The following is an 18,734-nucleotide window of genomic DNA, read 5'->3' as shown; positions in this document are numbered from 1 at the left end:
TCGGTGCAGGACGGGGCGGCCTCGACGGTGGGCCCGTCAAGGCAGAGTAGGAGCGTGGCCGACCGCACCCGCACGCGCGCGACGGTGCTGCACGCCGATGCGGACTCGTTCTTCGCCGCCGTCGAGCAGCGGGACAAGCCGTCGCTGCGTGGCAGGCCCGTGCTCGTCGGCGGCACCGGTCCGCGAGGCGTCGTCTCGACGGCGTCGTACGAGGCACGTCTGACCGGCGCCCGGTCGGCGATGCCGATGAGCCGCGCCAGGCGCCTCACACCTGCGGCGGCCGTCCTGTATCCCCGGTTCGAGGCCTACAGCGCATACTCGCGGGCCATCATGGCCGAGCTCCGCACCCTGTCGCCCCTGGTCGAGCAGCTGAGCATCGACGAGGCGTTCGTCGACCTCCAGGAGGGGCCGTTCGCCGACGACCCGGCGGCCGCGGCGGCCGCCGTCCGCGCGCGGATACGTTCTCTCACCGGCCTCGCCGTGTCCGTCGGCATCGGCAGGACCAAGCTGGTCGCGAAGCTCGCCTCGGACGCAGCGAAGCCGGACGGCCTGCTGCTGGTCGAGCCGCCCGACGAGGATGCGTTCCTGCTGCCGTTGCCGGTGCGCGCCGTCCCCGGCATCGGACCCGCGACGGCCGCGGCGCTCGAACGGCTCGATGCCCGGACGGTCGCCGACCTGCGACGGCAGCCGCTCGACGTGCTGACGATGACCGTCGGCGAGTCCTCGGGCGCGAACCTCTACCGCCTGGCCCGCGGCATCGACCCGCGGCCGGTGTCACCGGGCGCCGAACGCAAGTCGGTGGGTGCCGAGCGGACGTTCGCTGCCGACATCTTCGGCCGTGACGCGATCTCGACCGCGATCGACGCGGTCACGGACGAGGCCCTGCGACGGCTGACCGCGCACGGCGGCGGCGCGCGGACCGTCGTCGCCAAGGTGCGGTTCGCGGACTTCACCACGCTGACGCGCTCGGTCACCCTTCCCCAGCCGTCTGCCGAACCTGCCGAGCTGCGCGCCGCAGCCCACCAGGCCGCGCTCGCTGCCGGTCTCACTGACTCGGTGCGTCTCCTGGGCGTCTCGTTCCACAACCTGTCCGCGCACGCCCAGCTGACGCTCCCCTGGGACGACGACGAGGTCCAAGCCGAACCGCTCGTCCTGCCGCCCGAGGACCCGACCCAGGCCCGCCCGCTCACCGAGGAGAACGCGCGGCCGGGCCTCGACATCGAGCACGCGACGCTCGGCCGGGGTTGGGTCGTGCACGTGCGAGGTCGTGCGGCGACGGTCCGGTTCGAGTCCGTCGACACCCCGCCTGCGCGCTCCCAGGTGCTCGATCTCGACGTGGATCCGCTCCTGCTCGTCCCGCCGCTCGTCGCGCTGGAGCCCTCCTAGGCTCGGCGGCGGGCGGCGGGACGACCCGTCAGGCCCCTGCGCTGCAGGAAACGCGCGCGTCCGTGATCGTCTGGGCGACGCCCTCGATCACCCGGACCGAGCCGACGGCTCCCACGAACGGCGCGGCTCCCCCGAACGCCTGCCCGACCCGGAACGGGCCGGACGCGGACCAGGGCGTCGTGAATGCGACGGGACCGCTCGCGACGGGCCGCAGGGTGCCCGGCTTCGTCGCAGAACCGATCGGGCACACGAACAGCGACACCGAACCGGTCGCGGCGTCGTGCACGCCCGTGAGCTGGACCCACGAGCCCGGCTCGACGGCACCGGCGGAGCGCACGACCGCCTGCGGAGCGGCCGCTGAGTCGGCCGTCGGCAGCGCGAAGCTCCAGCAGGCGGTGATCCCTGCAGCGCAGCCCTGTGCGGTGTAGCCGAGCGTGAACGCGCTCGTGCTGGAGCCGTCCTGGCTCAGGACCGTACCGGCGGAGCCGGACGCGTCCAGCCGGGCGAACGCGATCACGGTGAACGAACCGACCGTGTTCACGACGGAACCCGCCGTCTGTGCGCCGTCGGCCGGCGAGTCGAGGAGCAGCGCGCGGTCGGTGGGACGACCTGAGACCTCGGCCAGCGGGCCTGCGGCCCAACCGGTGCTCGGCGTCAGAGCCAGCGGAGCTCCACCGGCGACCTCGGCGCCGACCGCTCCGGAGCCCTCGTCGAGGAGCCAGCGACCGCCGCCGGTAGCGACCGGAAACGCGACGCTGAACCTGTAGAGGCGCGTCGGGCTGACGTTCCCCGCCGCGTCGACAGCCTGCACGCTCAGGGTGTGCGGTCCGGGCGCGGTCGGCGTGTAGGCGATCGTCGGCGCGGCTGCCGGGACCGAACCCGCGGGTCCGGCGTCGAACGCGTAGGCGTAGGAGGCGACGTCCGTCGAGGTGTCGCTCAGCGTGAACGAGCCGCGCAGGCCCGTGCCGCCCGAGGTGGCGTCCTCCACATAGACGGCCGGCTCAGCCGCGACCGGCGAGACGCCCGGAACCGCGGGCGCGGCGCTGTCGACGGTGAACTGGCAGAACGTGGGCGAAGCCCAGCGATGCGACGCGTCACGACCGCTCACGACCCACGTGTAGGTGCCACCGTCGACGAGCTTGCCCGCAGGCACCTTGACCGAGTGGGCGGTGCCGGAGCCCTGCGCGGTCGTACGGGCCGGGCCCCACAGGACACGCCCGCGAGAGTCGAGCACCGCGAACGCCGCCGAGACGCTCTGGTTCTCGGGATCTGTCAGCACCGCACGCAGGGTCGGAGTCGTCGAGCGGATGGCGGGGCGGGTGCCCACGGCGCACGACGAGGTCGGGTCCAGCGTGCCGGCCTCGGACACCACGGGCGGTCGGTTGGGCAACCGCCCCGCCGCCGACGCGGAGACCGCCGGGATCACCACGGCGGCTGCGGCGACGATCGCGACCGCAGCAGATCGCATTCTGACAAGACGCATGTGTGTACGGCCCCCTGTGTCTGCGCCGACGACCCGTGCCCCGGCGTGCAGCAGGAACCTATCGGTCAGGTCCGACACTTCGGGCAGGATTCGTGGTCGGACATTCGGGCAATTCACCGCCTCATCGACGGAGGCCTACCGTGCGCGACATCCGGACCGCCGCCGACACGATGGGGCGGCCCTGGCAGCGCCACCGGTTCGCGACGGACGATGACGTCACGGTGGTCGAGCGCCTGATCCGTCGCGCACGACGTGTCCGGCCCCACGAGCTGGTCCATGACCACGGTGCTCGACCCAGCCATCGGCTCACCCAGCGACAGACACGCCGCCCAGATCGCCCCGAAGCGCCGCAGCGACAGTCACGGAGCGCGTCGGCTCCGTCGGTCGTTCTCCTTCTCGATGGCGTCGACGAGCTCGGACTTGCTCATCGTCGAGCGCCCCGCGATGTCCAGCTCCTTGGCGACGTCGTACAGGTGCGCCTTGGACGCGTTCGCGTCGACACCGCCGGCGGTCGGGGCCGTCGAGCCGTAGCCCTCCTGGGACCGCTGGTCGCTCGGGCCGTTGCGCTCCTTCGGGCGCCAGCTGTCACCGACCTTCTCGTGCGTGTGCTTGAGCGCCGCGAACGCCACCCGGTGCGCGGCCTCCTCGTCGCCGTCGTACTGCTCGATGGCGGCGTCGTAGGCGTGGGCGTAGGTGCGCTGGGCCTTCTCGTCGGATCGCTGCAGCGTCCCCGGCAGCTCGCTCTGCTTGGCCGATCCAGATCGCGTGGTCTTGGGCATGTCGCCTCCTCGGGTCACCTCCGATGGTCACAGCGGTGTCCACGCACCGCGAACGGTGAACCAGCGGGCACCTCGGTAGCGTGGCTCCGAGCATCCGGCGCACCTCGGAGGACACCCATGGCCACGATCGTCTCCACCTTGTTCAGCTCGCTCGACGGCGTGGTCGAGATCGACCCGACGTGGCACTTCCCTTACTACGACGCGGCCATGGGCGCGGCTGTGGGCGACGACTACGCCGACGTCGACATCCTGCTGTTCGGCCGCGTGACCTACGAGAGCTTCGCCGGCGCCTGGCCGGAGCGGGAGAGCGCCGGCGACGTCGACGCGACCTTCGCGGCTCAGATCGGCGACCTGCGCAAGCTCGTCGCGACGAGTGGCTCTGCGGACCTCGGCTGGCGGAACGCCGAGCGGTTGGAGGGGGAGCTCGTCGCGACCGTCGCCGCGCTGCGCGCCGACCCGGGCGTCGGCAAGGTCCTCGTCGCTGGATCCATCTCCGTCGTCCGTCAGCTGCTCGCCGCAGGGCTTGTCGACGAGCTGCGCCTGCTGGTCCACCCGGTCGCCGCCCGCCACGGCGAGCGGCTCTTCGACGAGGGCGAGCCGATCTACCCGCTCACGCTGCTGCGGTCCGAGGTCTTCCCGACCGGCGTCGTCCGCCTGATCTATGCGCAGAGCGAGCTGCCGACCGCCGCCGGGTACCAGGACGTGACCGACAAGCTGCCCGGAGCCGACGCCGACTAGGGAGTCGGCTGGAGCGCTGCCCGACCGACCGACCGGGCGCGGGACGGACGCGCCGGCGCGGCCGACCCCGCAGGGCCGGCCGCGCCGCACCGAGCGTCACGACGACGCGATGCCCTCCCCGCCGATCGTCCCGGGGACCACTACCGAGCCCACGCTGGTCAGCGTGCCGCCGGCGCCGATGGCGTAGGTGTCCACGGTCCCCTGGGCGCCGGTCTGCACGTCGAGGAACCGGCCGTCGGAGCTGACGGTCGCGTCGACCGTGCCGGGGTGGGTCGAGGTGACGCCGGTGGCCGTCAGGGCGCCCGCGTCGTCGGTGCGGAAGCCTGAGACGGTCGCGCTGCCCGCGTTCGAGACCCAGACGTCCGACCCGCGGGAGGCGATCCAGCACGTCGCGGCCTGGCCCGTCGCCTGCTCGGAGAGCTGGGTCAGCGTCCCGCCGGCCCCGAGGGCGAACGTGGCGACCACGTTGGCCGCCTCGGCGACCACGACGTGGCCGCTCGGGTCGAGCACCAGGCCGAACGGGACGCGGCCAGGCAGCGTGGTCACGGTCGGGGTGGCAGACGGGCGGCCGAACCGGCCGAAGGTGAAGACGTCGATCGCGTTGCTCCCCGCCTTGGTGGTGACGAGCAGGCTGCGGCCGCCGGGACCGAACGCGACCTGGCCAGGCGTGTGCGTGAACTCGGGGGTCGCCGTCGGGTCGAGGCCCAGATCCCGGTGCCACGAGCGGACCGGGACCAGGTGGTCGCCGAGGCGGACGTAGCCCTGCACCGAGCCGCCACCGCGGGCGTTCAGCACGTACACCCGGCCGTCGTGGACGGCGACGCTCACCGGGAAGTCGCCGCGGCTCGGCACGACGTCGCGCAGCTGCAGCTGCGCGCCGACGACGCGGAACACGCTCAGGGTGTCGGAGCCGGCGTTGACGACGTAGAGGAGGCCGGCCGGGCGGTCGAGGACGACGGAGCCCTGCGAGGCGAGGCGGTCGACGACAGCGCCGGTCAGGGCACCGCCCGTGCCGCCCGTCGCATACGAGCCGGCGGCGTTCAGGGTGCCGTCGGCAGCGCGGGTCAGCACGCGGACCTGGTTGCCGGTGGCGTCGTTGGTCGGGACGTACACGACGGACGACGGGCGGTGCGCGGCGCCCGAAGGCGTCGAGGCGAATGCCGGTGCGGCGGCGAGGACCGAGGCGGCGGCGACGGCGACGACCGCGCCAAGACGGGTGAGGCGGTGCATGAGAAGGCCTTTCACTCGTGGAGAGCTGGACCTTCCATTCGCGTCGGGCCGAACGCGGTTCTTACCTCGCGACCCTCACGAGTTTCGCGCGCGCCCCCGGGCGGTGCGCCTCAGGCGTCCGCCACGTCCGCCACCAGGGCCCTCAGCAGCCCCGCGAGGTCCTCCGCGCAGGGGCCGCACTGCGACAGGTGCACCGCGACACCGGGGTACCGCACCCGCGCCGAGGCAGGGTCGGCGTGCGTGAGCTCGGCGTAGATCTCGAGCACGGCCATGGCCTCGTCGCACCCGACGTCGGCAGGGTCGGTGTGCAGGAAGTGCTCTACCCGCGACCAGTCCGTCATGCCGCACCTCCCCCGGCGAGCATCCCGTGCTCCACCAGCGCTGCCCGCACCTTGCGGCGCGCGTCGAACAGGGCCTTGTAGACGGTGTTGCGGCTGACACCCAAGCCCTGCGCGACGGCTTCGAGCGGCACCCCGTCCACGAGCACGGAGACGAACACGCGTCGCTGGTGCTCGGTGAGGTCCTCCTCGACGGCTCGGGAGACCGCCCGCACCAGGTCCCGCTGCACCGCGTGCTCCTCGGGACCCAGGCCCATGCGGTCGGGCAGCCGGTCCCAGTCCACGTCCGACGACGTCGGCGCGACCCGCTGCCACTGATGGCGCCCCACCTTGGCCGACACCTCGAACATCACGAACTTGTAGACCCACGTGGTGAACCGGCTCTCGCCGCGGAACTCCTCGAGCTTGGCCAGCACTGCGAGCATCGCGTCGCCCGAGGCCTGGACGGCCAGGTCGTCGAGCTCGGGTCCGGCGACAGCCAGCTGCCCGGAGCGCCGAGCCAGCTCCCGCCGGGCGACGCGCGTCATCAGCTCGTGCAGGCGCGCGAGGCAGCCGTCACGGTCCGGCGCCGCCGCCTCCAGGCAGCCGAGCCACCCCGCCGAGGCGGAGTCGAGAGTGGCGCGGTCGGCCGAGGTCACGGTCGGATCGTACGTCGGGTCGACCGCCGGAACCTCCGAGACTCGTTGCCGTGCGTCGTCTCGGCCCGACCTCGGCGAGCGCCGTGCGACGGGCGAGTCAGCCGTCTCGCTCGGCGCGGAACGCGTCGGCGATCTGCTGCGCCTGAGCCCGCATGAGCTGCCGCAGACCTTCGTAGAGGCGCGCGATGCGGATCTCGTCGGGCAAGGGCGCGTCGCGTGCCGCCAACCAGGCACGCCGGGCAGACCGGATGTCCGTGTCGGTCACTTCGACTCGCCACGGGTCGCCCGGCTCTTCGTCATCCACCTGGTCATCCTGGATCGTGCGAGCCGTCAGAACACCCGTTGCTCCCGAGATTCACCCCGGGCTGTCACCCACACAGCCGTCCGGCCGCGCAGAAGCCACCGGAACTCCCCTCGGCTCGGGTCCTGACGGATCCACGGAGCCGTGACCCGCATCTCTGCTGGTCAGGGGCGCGTCGTCGCGGTCTCGACGACCGCTCCCGAGCCCGCACCAAGGTCACGGCGAGCAAGGCCGGCTACTCCACCGCATCAGCCACGTCACACGCGACCGCGGCGGTCAGAGCCGGCACGATCACAGTCTCCGTGGCGTCGAAGATCACCGGCACTGCGACGGTCGGCAGGACGCTCACTGCCGTCAAACCCGAGGTCTCCGTCACCGGCGCGAGCTATTCCTACCAGTGGCTGCGCAACGGCAGGACGATCTCAGCTGCCACGAAGTCGACCTGCACGCTCAGGTCCGCGGACAAGGGCACGACGGTCAGCGTCGAGGTCACGATCAGGAAGACCGGGTACACCACGACCAGTTCCACGTCGAACAAGGTCGGCCCCATCAAGGGCGCATAGTCGGCCAACACCGCACGAACCAGGGAAGGCGGACCCGCGCGGGGCCCAGCGGTCGGGAGCAGGTCCTTGTGGACCAGACGACCGCGCCATGCGCCGCGACGACCGGCGTCCCGCTCGTCGCCAGCAGCATCGACGCAGCGGGCACAGTGACGGTCGCGGGGGTACCCCCAGCTGAGCGCTCGCGCGCAGCGGGCGTCGCCGCCGCCCGGCTGCAGGCGAATTCCCGTGTCCGTACGGTCCTCGGGTCCTCGACTGCAACGAAGAAGCCCCCGACCGCATTGCTGCTGGTCAGGGGCTCATCCGTCGCTGTCTCAACGAGTGTCCGGAGGGGGACTTGAACCCCCACGCCCGTTAGGGCACTAGCACCTCAAGCTAGCGCGTCTGCCATTCCGCCACCCGGACAGGTGGACCGTGAGACACCCGGAGGCGCCCACAGGTGCGGCAGAAAAGATAGCACGGCGCGGCTGGCAGGCATGCATCGGGCGGCCGGTGCAGACTGTGCGCGAGGCCAGGCCACGGGTCTCGACGACGCATAGGAGCCTGATGACGGACGGGAACCAGACGCCGGGCCGCATACCTGGACCGGCTGCGCGCAAGGTCGCGGGTGCCCGACGCAACCCGAGCGTGTACGGCGTCGAGCACACCGCACCGCGCTGGCTGCGGAACTCGGCAGGCGTCTCCTGGCGGCTCCTCGTCGTCATCTTCATGGTGGGCCTGATCTTCTACGCCACGTCGCAGGTCCAGCTGGTCTTCATCGCTCTGTTCATCGCACTCGTCTTCACCGCCGTCCTGCGGCCGATCGTCGACGTCCTCTCGCGCTTCCTGCCACGAGGGCTGGCCACGGCGCTGTCGATCATCGGCGGGTTCGTCGTGTTCATCGGCCTGATCGCGTACGTGGCGTACTCCATCGCCAACAAGTGGACGGACCTGACCAAGCAGTTCGGTGACGGCCTCAACCAGATCACCGAATACCTGGAGAGCGGCAAGCTGCCGTTCAGGATCACCAACGACCAGATCGCCACCTGGATCAGCAACGGGCAGAAGTGGGTGCAGGACCACGCGGGCGACCTCGCAGGTCAGGCGGCCGCGGGTGCCGGGTCCGTCGTGGAGGTCTTCGGGGCTCTCGCACTGGCGATCTTCTGCACGGCGTTCTTCCTCTCGCGGGGCCGCGACATGTGGACGTGGTTCCTGAACCAGCTGCCCGCTCGTGTCCGCCCGACCTGGAAGGAGGCCGCCGGGGCCGGCTGGTACACCTTCTCCGGCTACACGCGTGGCACGGTCCTCGTCGCCCTGACCGACGGCGTGCTCGCGTTCATCGCCCTGCTGATCCTGGGCGTGCCGCTCGCCGCGCCCCTGGCGGTGCTCGTCATCATCGGCGCGTTCATCCCGCTGATCGGAGCGCCCCTGGCGATGGTCATCGCGATGGTGGTCGCCCTGGCCGCCAACGGGGTCCTGAACGCGGCGCTCGTGGGCGCCTGCATCGCCCTGATCGGACAGCTGGAGGGGCACGTCTTCCAGCCGTTCATCATGGGCCGGCAGGTCCGACTGCATCCCGTGGTCATCGCGTTGTCGGTGACCTCCGGGACGCTGATCGCCGGGCTCCTGGGGGCAGTGATCGCCGTGCCGCTGGTGGCGGTCTGCTGGGCGATCTTCTCGCGGTTGCGGACCCTCGATCCCCCGATGGACGAGGAGGACGCCTCGGCCGATGTCCAGCCCGTCGACGAGGTGGAGCAGATCGAGGACGACGAGCCGGTGCACGAAGGCTGAGGGGCTCAGCGGAAGTCGCGAGAGCTCGTCCTGACCCGGAGCGACATGGGTGCCAGGTGCTCGGCGACCAGGTTGGTCGCGCCGTCGGAACGTTCCAGCCGTCCCCGGACCACCAGCGCACGGGACGTGCGCGCCACCTTGCGGAACCGTTGCCACAAACCCGCCGAGCAGATGATGTTGAGCAGCCCGGTCTCGTCCTCCAACGACAGGAACGTGATCCCGCCGGCCGTGCCCGGACGCTGCCGGTGCGTGACGACACCCGCCACGGCCACCCGCCGGCCGAGCTCGTACGTGTACGCCTGCTCGACCCGAAGCACCCCGGCAGCGTCCAGCCCGTCGCGGACGAACTGCGTGGGGTAGGAGTCGACGGACACGCCCGTCGCCCAGACGTCGGCGGTCGCGACCTCGACCTCGCTCAGTCCCGGCAACGTCGGTGCGCTCACCCCGACCGAGACTCCCGGCAGCGTGTCCGGCCCCTCCTGCGCGAGCGCGCCCGCCGCCCACAGCGCCTCCCTGCGCGTGACCCCCAGGCTGTCGAGCGCCCCCGCCGTGGACAGCGCCTCGAGCTGCGCGGTGGAGAGCTGGACGCGCCTGACCAGCTGGCGCAGGTCGGCGAACGGGCCGTGCGCCCGGCGTTCGTCGACCACCCGCTGGGCGACGTCCTCCCCCACCGACCGCACCGACGAGAGCCCGAGCCGGACCGCGAGCGAACGCCGGCCGTCCCCTGTCCGCACGCCGGGCGCCGTCACGGGACCGGTCCCGCTCGGCGTCGGCACGAGCAGTGGCTCGCCTCCGTCCGGCGTCGGCGCCAGACGCTCGACGCACGCCTGCACGTCGGACGACTGGATGTCCGGTCGCAGCACCTCCAGACCGTGCCGACGAGCATCGGCGGCGAGCGACTGCGGTGAGTAGAACCCCATCGGTTGCGCCGCGAGCAGCCCTGCGTAGAACGCTGCCGGGTGGTACACCTTCAGCCACGCGCTGGCGTAGACGAGGAACGCGAACGAGTACGCGTGCGACTCCGGGAACCCGAAGTCCGCGAACGCCTTGAGCTTGTCGAAGATCTGCTCGCCGGTCTCCGCGTCGATCCCGTGCCCGGCCATCCCGTCGAGCAGCCGCCCTTTGAGCGCCTCCATCCGCTCGGTCGACCGCTTGGACCCCATCGCGCGCCGCAGCTGGTCCGCCTCGGCCGGTGTGAAGTCGGCGACGTCGATGGCCATCTGCATGAGCTGCTCCTGGAACAGCGGGACGCCCTTGGTCTTGGCCAGCGACTTCTCCAGCAGCGGGTGCAGGTAGGTGACCGGTTGCCGCCCGTGCGCACGCTCGATGTACGGGTGCACCGAGCCGCCCTGGATGGGACCGGGGCGGATGAGGGCGACCTCGATGACGATGTCGTAGAACGTGCGCGGCTGCAGCCGCGGCAGCGTGCCCATCTGCGCCCGCGACTCCACCTGGAACACCCCGACCGTGTCCGCCGCGCTGAGCAGGTCGTACACCCGTGAGTCCTCCGCGGGCAGCCCGTGCAGGTCGAGCACCTTCCCCTCGTGCTCCTTGACCGACGTGAACCCGATGCGCAGCGCGGTGAGCATGCCCAGCCCGAGCAGGTCGAACTTCACCAGCCCGGCGTCGGCACAGTCCTCCTTGTCCCACTGCAGCACCGTGCGGCCCGGCATCCGCGCCCACTCCACCGGGCACACCTCGATCACCGGGCGGTCGCACATGACCATGCCGCCGGAGTGGATGCCCAGGTGCCGTGGCAGGCGCAGGAACCGGTCCGCCAGGTCGATGACCTGCTCGGGGATCTCGTCCAGGTCGCTCGCCGACGGCGGCAGGACCGCCGGGACGACGTCGTGCCCGTCCGCGGTGGCCAGCCCGGGTGTGTCATGTCCTCTCGCGGCGCGCAGGACCTGGGTGACCGGTCCGGTCGCGTGGAGCACCGAAGGGGGCTCCCACGTGTTGCCCCACATCGAGGCGCGGGTTCGCCAGCGCTCCTCACGGGGGGTGACGACCGTGGTCGGCTGCTCCGGGACCGGACCGGCGTGACCGACGTGCGGCCGCACGGGGCGCGCGGCCGGAGAGGGGGCGACCGGGCGGCCCGACCCCGGCACGGACCAGGACGGGTCGACCTGCCGCCCCGATGCGGGCACGGACGGCGACTGCTGCACCGACGTCGGCAGACGACCGCTCGTGTGCGGGCGCTCCGCGGGGACCGGCGCCGGCTCGGCGGGTGGCCGCAGACTCCCCCAGCGCTCGATCGAGGACGCCCACGCGTCCTGCTGCCCGGCGTCGTACCCGAGCGCCCGGGCCGCGTCACGAACCGCCGACCGTGGCCGGTAGGAGATGACGTTGGCCACCTGCGCCGCGTGCGACCGACCGTGCTTCTCGTAGACGTACTGGATGACCTCCTCTCGCCGCGCCGACTCGATGTCGACGTCGATGTCCGGCGGACCGTCGCGCTCCGGGGCGAGGAAGCGCTCGAACAGCAGCCCGTGCCGGACCGCGTCGACGGCGGTGACCCGCAGCGCGTAGCAGACCGCCGAGTTGGCCGCCGACCCACGCCCCTGCGCCATGATCCCGTTCCGTCGGCAGAAGTCGACGAGGTCGTAGACCACCAGGAAGTAGCCGGGAAAACCCAGGTCCTCGATCACCCGTAGCTCGTGCGCCAGCTGTGCGTACGCACCGGGCACACGCTCCTTCTCGGGCGGTCCGTACAGCTCCATGGCGCCTTGTCGTACAAGTTCTCGCAGCCAGGTGGCCTCGGTGTGGCCGGGCGGTACCGGGTAGGGCGGCAGGTTCGGCGCGACGAGGGACAGGTCGAACGCACACTCGTCGGCCAGGTCCGCCGCGGTGCCGACGGCCGACGGGTGCCGGCGGTGCAGCGCGAGCATCTCCGCCGCCGACCGCAGGTGCGCAGCTGGTCCCCCGGGCAGCCAGCCGTCGAGGTCCTCCAGGGAGGACCTGGCGCGAACGGCGGCGAGCGCAGCCGCGAGATCCGCGTCGCGTGGCGTGGCGTAGTGGACGTTGCCGGTGGCCACGAGCGGGAGGCCGGCCTCGGCTGCGAGGTAGGCCAGGGCGTCGGCACGCTCGGCGTCGTACGGGTCCCCCACCGTCGTCGTCTCGACCGCCACGTTGTCCCGTCCGAACAGGACGACGAGCCGGTCCAGCTCCTTGCGCGCTGCGTCGACACCCGACGCGCTGACGCCCACGACCCCCGACGGGTCACCGCCCGCGAGAGCCCGTCGGACCGCCCCCTTGCGGCAGCCGGTGAGCACGAGCCACTGGCCGGCTGCCGTCGCGGCGAGCTCCTCGAGCCGGTAGTCGGCCGCACCCTTCTTGCCCGTCCGCAGGTGAGCCTCCGCGATCGCGCGTGACAGCGCGCGGTACCCGTCAGCACCTCGGGCGAGCACCAGCAGGTGCGACGCCCGCGGGTCCGGGACACCCGTCGGCAGGTCCAGCACCGGCGGCCCCGGGCTCACCCGTGTCTCCCGGTGGTGTCGACGACCGTCGGGTGCCGGCAGGTGCAGCTCGGCCCCGAACACGGTCGGCAGCCCGACCGCCTTGGCCGCCTGCGCGAACCGGACCACGCCGTACAGCCCGTCGTGGTCGGTGACCGCCAGCGCCCGCAGGCCGAGCCGGGATGCCTCCGCGGCCAGCTCCTCGGGCTGGCTGGCACCGTCCAGGAAGCTGAACGCCGAGTGCGCGTGCAGCTCGGCGTAGCGCAGCGGGGTGCCGCCGGGCTGCACCGCGGTGTCCTGCACGGTGCCGAACGGTGTGTCAGTCATACGTCGCCTCGCACGTCCAACCCGCCGCCGTGCAGGCGAGGAGCACCGCGCGGCCGTCGTCGAACGTCACCTGCAGGTGTGCACGCAACCCCGGGCGGTCGTCGGTCCACCAGCGCTCGCTCAGCAGCCACGGCCCTGCCCAGCCGACGACGGACCGCACCTCGGCATCGGCGGACCGCACGGAGGGGCGACCACCTGTGCCACGGACCTCGCGCGACCTCCGAGCAGCAGCACCGTCCAGGACATCCTCCTCCCGGGGGAGCCACCGGACCGAGGCGGGTTCCCCCGTCATCCCTGCGCGCACGTCGAGCACCACCGGCGCTCCCGCGGCATCACGCACCTCGATGCGCTCGGGTGGGTCGAGGACTGTCGCCGGCGCGGGATCGGGCAGCCGACCCGGCCAGGGCCGGTCCACCGGACGTGCCGGTTCGGTCTGCTCCCCCCACGGGCGCAGGTGCACCTGGTCGCGGACGTCACGACCGCCCTGCAGCGTCGCGACGAGGATCCCCGAACCGCCGACGATCCCCTGCACACGGTCCAGCGCGCGGTGTGCACGCAGATCACCACCCGACGGTCCACCCCAGAGCCGCCCCTGCTCGGCGCCAGCCGGTGCGACGTCCAGTGCGGTGACCGCGAGGTGCACGAGCGCGACGGGACGGGAGTCCTCGGGCCACGGGTCCACGGGCAGGTCGTCATGTGCCCACGGGTCCTTCCCGGACGCGACGGCCGCTCGCGCGCCCGCCGAACGCGCGCGTGCCGCCGGGTCGTCGATGGCACGGCCCCGTGCGGTCTCCACCGCGGTCGTGGCCAGCCAGCCCTCCAGCTGCCAACGGATCCGGTCGGTGATGCGCGCCGGTGTCAGGCCTCCCCAGCCGCCGAGGTCGGTACGCCAGGTCCGCACCAGGTCCTCACCCTCGTCGGTGCGCGCGGCGATCTGCAGTCGTCCGCAGGTCACGGAGTGCTGCACCAGGAGCTCGTGCAGCTCTTCAGCCAACCGTCGACCGGCGAAGGTGGCCGAGTCGACCCGGTCGAGGGGTGGGTCCAGCTCGGTGGACACCTCGAGGTCCGCCTCCGGGCGCCGGCGGGCCGGAGGGCGCTCGTCGTCCCCCCGTGCGAGCAGCTGCGCCCAGGCGCCCAGGCGCCCGAACCGGGCGTGCACGTCGGTGGGCGGCAGTGCGGCGAGCTGGCCGAGCGTGCGCAGCCCGAGCCGGTGCAGCAGGTCCACCAGGTCCGCCACCGCGGACGCTGCCTCGTCGGTGACCGCGGCGTGCACCAGCTCAGTCACCCCGTGCCGGGCCAGGTAGGTCGGTGACTGCCCGGGAGGCACGACGGTCCCTGACCGGGTGGCAAGGACCGCGGCCAGCAACCCGTCCGCGGTGCCGACCGCGCACTCGTGCCCCGACCGGTCGGCCACCGCATCGACCAGCAGCTCCGCGAGCGCCTCCTCGGACCCGTGATACCGGCTCGCGCCGCCCGCAGGCAGCAGGAGCATCCCCGCGCGCACCACCTCGATGCCCGCCACGACGGTCTCCGCCGCCGACGCGACGGGTTCGAACATCCGCACGTCGCGGGTGTCGTCGGCGGGCAGCAGGACCAGCTCGGGGCAGACCCCTTGCGCCTGTCTGCGCCGCATCCCGCGCCGGACCCCTTCGGCGCGCGCGAGCGCCGACACCGCGGTGAGCCGTTGCCCGTCGTGCACCGCCATGGGCAGGTGGGCGGGCACCTCCTCGGTGGCCGCTGCGGCCACCACCGGCCAGTCGGGCACCCACAGCACCGTGGTCCGCGTGCTCATCCGACGAGCCTCAGGCCGACCGTGGGCTCCCCAGCCGGCACGACGACCGGCGCATCCACCCCGAGCGGCAACGTCAGGTCGAGCGACTGCGGCACGGCCGCGCCGCCCCGCCCGGTACGCGCGACCCGGATCTCATGGGTCCGCAGCCGTCCCTCGCCCGCGTCCACACCGGTCCACCGCCCCTGCTGAACGGTGAGCACCACGCTCGCGCCGGGCCAGTCGGTGGTCGACAGCAGCACGGATCCCCGGTCACGCGCGCGGGCGGACAGCCGTCTGCGGTCCGTGTCGGTGAGCACGACCTGCGGCCCGACGACCACCACGTCCACCCCGTCGAGCAGCGCCGCCAGGACGGTGGGCGACTCGAGCCCAGGCCGAGGCACCACAGCCAACCGCTCGAGCGACACACCCGCCTGCGCGGCGGCGAGCAGCCCGACGGTCGGCTGCCCGACGACGGCGGCCCACGCACCACCGGCACACGCGTGCGCGAGCACGGCGAGCACGAGCGAGGTGGACCCGTTCACCACGGTCGTCGCACCACGGCGCAGCCCCTCGGGCAGGAGCGGGACGAGCGCCGGTGGCACAGCCATGGGCGGACGCTCGGTGGTGAGGATCCCGGCGGGGACCACAGGCTCCGGCTCGGCGGGCACCAGCGCCAACGCGACTGGCGCATCGGGTCTGCCACCGATCGGGAGAACGCTGCGCGCACCGGTCCGTTCCTCGGCGCGCGCAAGGGTCGCGCGAGCGAGCCGGACCCGGTCCTGCTGACTCACAGGGACGGGCAAGGTTCCGGTGGTCATGTGTGCGCACCTCCCTCGTCACGTTGCCGCAGTCGCGATGCGGTTGAGCTGGAGCATCTGGCACCAGTCGTCCTTCGAACCAGTCATCGAACAACGGTCATCGAACCGGCCATCGAACCCCGGTCATCGAACCCGTCATCGAACCGGCCGTCGTCGAACAACTGTTCGAAGTATCTCAGTAGACGCTGACATCGACGGCAGTGTCAATCCGCTGACGGCGTACCCGGGACGATGTACGTTTCGCGGACCGGCAGCGTCGCCGGTCGGGCGGAGAGGGCAGTCATGGGAGTGGTCGTCGGGGTCTATCGCCTCGCACTGGCAGCAGTCACGTTCGTCGCGTTGTTCTGGTCGCCGAGCAGCGGCCTCAGCTTCCACATCGAGGACTACGTCTACTTCACCGACCAGTCGAACCTGCTGCTGGCGGTGGTGATGCTGTGGGGCGGTGTCGCCGTCCTGACCCGACGGACCGAGCCGGAACCGTGGCTGTGGGGTGCCGTCACCCTCTTCATGCTCATCACCGGGCTCGTCTCGTACCTGATCCTCGACCCGGCCCCACCCGGCCAGGAGGTCATCGCCCTCGGCCTGACGCACGACCAGCTGGTGCACCGGTTCACGCCGATCGCCGCGTTCGTGCACTTCCTGCTGATGGTCCCCCACCGCAGGCTGCACATCCGGACCGCCGCCTGGTGGCTCACCTACCCGGTGGCGTACTGCGCGTTCGCCACCGTCCGTGGCGTCGTCAGCCTGGGCAGCGCCTATCCGTACGGGTTCATCGACGTCTCCGTGCTCGGCTACGGCGGGCTGCTGAAGAACGTCGTGATCTACGCCGTCGGGTTCTTCGTGCTCGGCCTGGCGCTCGTCGGCATCGACCGGCTGCTGCCCACGAACCCGGTCCTCGGGCGTCGCGACGAGGCGGGACCGGCGACGTCGACCGACCCGGTGGCGAGCACCCCGGCCTCCCCCACGACATGATGGCGCCATGGCCGTGAACCTCACCCGCCCCGTCGCCCCCGACCCCTACTCGCTGCTGCCCAAGGTCCCCGACTTCAGGCTGGCCAGTGAGGACATCGCCCCCGGCGCCCGCGTGCCCGACCTGCACACCAACACCGGCGACGACCGCAACGTGTCGCCGCAGCTGTCCTGGTCCGGCTTCCCAGCCGCGACGGCGTCGTTCCTGGTCACCTGCTTCGACCCGGACGCCCCGGGCCCGGCGGGCTGGTGGCACTGGACCCTGGCGGACGTCCCTGCCGACGTCACGTCCCTCGCTCGCGGCGCGGGCAACCCGGACGGCTCCAGGCTCCCGCCGGGCGCGCTCCAGCTCAGGGGCGACGACGGGGTCGCCGGATATGTCGGGGCGGCGCCGCCTCCCGGCGACCAGGTGCACCGCTACTTCTTCGTCGTCCACGCCCTCGACACACCGTCCCTCGGCCTCACCCCCGAGAGCATGCCGGGCGCCGCGAACACGGCGGTCATCTTCCACACCCTCGCGCGCGCGATCCTCGTCGGGACCTATCAGCGATGACGCTGGGCACGCTGACCTGGACCCGCGCGCTCGACCACCCCGACCTCCTCGCCCCGTCCACCCTCGCGACGATCACCGCGTGGGCGGCCGGTGACGCGGCGGTAGCCGACGCCGTCCTGGTCACCGAGATCGACCCCGACCTGGCCGACACCGCGACCCTGACCGAGTCGTTCGCCCTGCCTCCGGCCGCGTCCGCGAACTGCGTGCTCGTGGCTGGTCGCCGCGAGGGCGAGGAGCGCGTGGCTGCGTGCGTCGTGCGGGCCACGACGCGCGCGGACGTCAACAACGCCGTCAAGCGCCTGCTCGACGTCCGCAAGGCGTCGTTCCTGCCGATGGACCGCGCAGTCGAGGAGTCGGGCATGGAGTACGGCGGCATCACCCCGCTCGGCCTGCCGGGACGCTATCGCGTGCTGGTGGACGCCCGTGTGGCGCTCGACGACCCAGCCGCCGGGCCGACGGTGATCATCGGCAGCGGCCTTCGTCGCTCCAAGATCGCCCTGCCCGGTGCACTGCTCGCCGGCGCCCCCGGGGTCGAGGTCATCGAGGGTCTGGCGCTGGGATGAGCAGGCGGTAGAACCGCAGCACGTCGAGCTCGACCGGCAGGACCTCGATCCCCGCGAACCCGGCCGCGCGCGCGTAGCGCTCGAGCGTTGCGGGCCGCATCACGGTGCCCGTGGCGACGCTCGGCGACGTCGCGCGTCCGCTCGGCAGGCAGATGGTGAGCGACCAGCCGTAGAACAGCCGCTCGACAGCGTCGGCGGGGGCCGTGAACGATTCCTGGGTCCGCTCGTCGGCGACGAGCACGTACCCGTCGTCACGGACCATGGCACGTGCCGCCGCGAGCACCGCGACCGGGTCGGGCAGGTCGTGCACGCACTCGAAGAACGTGATGGCGTCGAACTTCTCGCCGTGGACCGACGCCGCATCGGCCAGCTCGAACGTGACGTCGACGGCGCCGGCGTTGGACCGGGCCGCCTCGATCGACGACGCATCGATGTCGATGCCGACCACGGACGTCTCCGGGTAGGCCTGGGCGATCGCGATCGAGGACCAGCCCTCCCCGCACCCGAGGTCCGCGAGCCGCGCACCGCCCCGGAGCAGCGCGTGCAGCGACGGGATCCCGGGCAGCACCTCGTCGACGAGCGGACCGAGGTACAGCGGTCGGTTGAGGTCGGCCTGCGCGGTACGCGCGTCGTCGCCCATCCGCTCCCACGGGACACCGTCACCGCTCCGGTACGCGTCGACCAGGTCGTCGACGATCCGTCCCGTGGCCGCCTGCAGGCGACCGAGCGGTGTCAGGAACGACGGCGACTCGGCGTCGGTGAGCACCTCGCGTGCTCCGTCGGTCAGCGCGAAGCGGTGCTCGTCGTCGACCGTGACGAATCCCGCGGCGGCTTGGTGCTCGAGCCACTCGCGTGCGTACCGCTCGTCGGTCGCGGTTCGCTGGGCCAGCTCCTCCGACGTCGACGCGCCGTGCGCGGCGAGCGAGGTGTACCAGCCGAGGCGGTCACCGGCGTAGACGGCGAACAGCTCCTGGGCACCGAGCAGCGCGGCGAGCAGGCGACTCTCGACCTCGTCGGAGCTCGACCCGACCGGCTCGAACAGGTCAGTGGTCATC

17 protein-coding genes and 1 tRNA gene are annotated in these 18,734 nt (G+C 72.4%); 6 read left to right on the top strand and 12 right to left on the bottom strand.

Annotation, left to right across the window (positions count from 1 at the left end; genetic code table 11):
- Positions 1 to 54: 54 nt before the first annotated feature.
- Positions 55 to 1,386 carry a DNA polymerase IV gene (locus I847_RS0100375; protein WP_028048096.1) on the top strand — a complete coding sequence of 444 codons (1,332 nt, stop codon included), beginning with the start codon at positions 55 to 57 and terminating at the stop codon, positions 1,384 to 1,386.
- 28 nt (positions 1,387 to 1,414) lie between these two features.
- Here the strand turns inward: I847_RS0100375 and I847_RS0100370 are convergent, their stop codons facing one another.
- Both I847_RS0100370 and I847_RS0100365 read right to left on the bottom strand, forming a co-directional pair.
- The gene (locus I847_RS0100370; RefSeq protein WP_028048095.1) at positions 1,415 to 2,854 is read right to left on the bottom strand and encodes a LamG-like jellyroll fold domain-containing protein; all 1,440 of its coding nucleotides are present in this window, start codon (positions 2,852 to 2,854) and stop codon (positions 1,415 to 1,417) included.
- 374 nt (positions 2,855 to 3,228) lie between these two features.
- The gene (locus tag I847_RS0100365; RefSeq protein WP_028048094.1) at positions 3,229 to 3,648 is read right to left on the bottom strand and encodes a ChaB family protein; all 420 of its coding nucleotides are present in this window, start codon (positions 3,646 to 3,648) and stop codon (positions 3,229 to 3,231) included.
- 117 nt (positions 3,649 to 3,765) lie between these two features.
- Here I847_RS0100365 and I847_RS0100360 point away from each other — a divergent pair, with 117 nt between their 5' ends.
- The gene (locus tag I847_RS0100360) at positions 3,766 to 4,386 is read left to right on the top strand and encodes a dihydrofolate reductase family protein (RefSeq protein WP_028048093.1); all 621 of its coding nucleotides are present in this window, start codon (positions 3,766 to 3,768) and stop codon (positions 4,384 to 4,386) included.
- Positions 4,387 to 4,482: 96 nt separating this feature from the next.
- Here the strand turns inward: I847_RS0100360 and I847_RS0100355 are convergent, their stop codons facing one another.
- The 6 genes from I847_RS0100355 to I847_RS0100325 form a co-directional block, all read right to left on the bottom strand.
- Positions 4,483 to 5,616 carry a hypothetical protein gene (locus I847_RS0100355; protein ID WP_028048092.1) on the bottom strand — a complete coding sequence of 378 codons (1,134 nt, stop codon included), beginning with the start codon at positions 5,614 to 5,616 and terminating at the stop codon, positions 4,483 to 4,485.
- Between the two features lie 110 nt (positions 5,617 to 5,726).
- A complete protein-coding gene (locus I847_RS0100350; protein WP_028048091.1) occupies positions 5,727 to 5,957 on the bottom strand; it encodes a hypothetical protein in 231 nt (76 codons plus the stop codon).
- Positions 5,954 to 6,592, bottom strand: a complete 639-nt coding sequence (locus tag I847_RS0100345) for an RNA polymerase sigma factor (protein ID WP_028048090.1) — start codon at positions 6,590 to 6,592, stop codon at positions 5,954 to 5,956. The genes I847_RS0100350 and I847_RS0100345 overlap by 4 nt, the downstream gene beginning before the upstream one ends.
- 97 nt (positions 6,593 to 6,689) lie before the next feature.
- Complete coding sequence (locus I847_RS26425; RefSeq protein WP_155855926.1) at positions 6,690 to 6,896, bottom strand: hypothetical protein; 207 nt, start codon at positions 6,894 to 6,896, stop codon at positions 6,690 to 6,692.
- 388 nt (positions 6,897 to 7,284) lie between these two features.
- Positions 7,285 to 7,422, bottom strand: coding sequence for a hypothetical protein (locus I847_RS26420; RefSeq protein ID WP_155855925.1), 138 nt, complete (start codon positions 7,420 to 7,422; stop codon positions 7,285 to 7,287).
- Between the two features lie 353 nt (positions 7,423 to 7,775).
- A tRNA-Leu gene (locus tag I847_RS0100325) sits at positions 7,776 to 7,858 on the bottom strand.
- 141 nt (positions 7,859 to 7,999) lie between these two features.
- Between I847_RS0100325 and I847_RS0100320 the strand changes: the two genes are divergently transcribed.
- Positions 8,000 to 9,223, top strand: coding sequence for an AI-2E family transporter (locus I847_RS0100320; RefSeq protein ID WP_028048089.1), 1,224 nt, complete (start codon positions 8,000 to 8,002; stop codon positions 9,221 to 9,223).
- A 5-nt stretch (positions 9,224 to 9,228) separates the two neighbouring features.
- On the opposite strand, the gene I847_RS0100315 is transcribed toward I847_RS0100320, so the two are convergent.
- From I847_RS0100315 to I847_RS21155, 3 genes are read right to left on the bottom strand one after another with little or no spacing between them, the layout of a single operon-like run.
- Complete coding sequence (locus I847_RS0100315) at positions 9,229 to 13,005, bottom strand: PHP domain-containing protein (RefSeq protein WP_051274333.1); 3,777 nt, start codon at positions 13,003 to 13,005, stop codon at positions 9,229 to 9,231.
- Positions 12,998 to 14,797: a DNA polymerase Y family protein gene (locus I847_RS0100310; protein WP_028048087.1), complete on the bottom strand. Its 1,800-nt coding sequence runs from the start codon at positions 14,795 to 14,797 to the stop codon at positions 12,998 to 13,000. The genes I847_RS0100315 and I847_RS0100310 overlap by 8 nt, the downstream gene beginning before the upstream one ends.
- Positions 14,794 to 15,594, bottom strand: coding sequence for a hypothetical protein (locus I847_RS21155; protein WP_051274332.1), 801 nt, complete (start codon positions 15,592 to 15,594; stop codon positions 14,794 to 14,796). Before I847_RS21155 ends, I847_RS0100310 begins: the two co-directional genes overlap by 4 nt.
- A gap of 282 nt (positions 15,595 to 15,876) precedes the next feature.
- Between I847_RS21155 and I847_RS21150 the strand changes: the two genes are divergently transcribed.
- The 3 genes from I847_RS21150 to I847_RS0100290 are packed head-to-tail and all read left to right on the top strand — an operon-like array spanning position 15,877 to position 17,679.
- Positions 15,877 to 16,566 carry a Pr6Pr family membrane protein gene (locus I847_RS21150; RefSeq protein WP_051274331.1) on the top strand — a complete coding sequence of 230 codons (690 nt, stop codon included), beginning with the start codon at positions 15,877 to 15,879 and terminating at the stop codon, positions 16,564 to 16,566.
- Between the two features lie 7 nt (positions 16,567 to 16,573).
- Positions 16,574 to 17,116 carry a YbhB/YbcL family Raf kinase inhibitor-like protein gene (locus tag I847_RS0100295; RefSeq protein WP_034608645.1) on the top strand — a complete coding sequence of 181 codons (543 nt, stop codon included), beginning with the start codon at positions 16,574 to 16,576 and terminating at the stop codon, positions 17,114 to 17,116.
- Complete coding sequence (locus I847_RS0100290; RefSeq protein WP_028048085.1) at positions 17,113 to 17,679, top strand: YbaK/EbsC family protein; 567 nt, start codon at positions 17,113 to 17,115, stop codon at positions 17,677 to 17,679. The genes I847_RS0100295 and I847_RS0100290 overlap by 4 nt, the downstream gene beginning before the upstream one ends.
- Here I847_RS0100290 and I847_RS0100285 read toward each other — a convergent pair.
- On the bottom strand, positions 17,654 to 18,733 hold the full coding sequence (locus I847_RS0100285) for a bifunctional 2-polyprenyl-6-hydroxyphenol methylase/3-demethylubiquinol 3-O-methyltransferase UbiG (protein WP_028048084.1): 1,080 nt from the start codon (positions 18,731 to 18,733) through the stop codon (positions 17,654 to 17,656). The two genes, I847_RS0100290 and I847_RS0100285, sit on opposite strands and share 26 nt — an antisense overlap.
- Between the last annotated feature and the right edge of the window lies 1 nt (position 18,734).

Source organism: Cellulomonas sp. URHD0024 (genome assembly GCF_000426185.1).
GTDB lineage: Bacteria > Actinomycetota > Actinomycetes > Actinomycetales > Cellulomonadaceae > Cellulomonas.
Note: the sequence above shows the minus strand (reverse complement) of the source record. Positions and strands in the feature narration are given on the sequence as shown.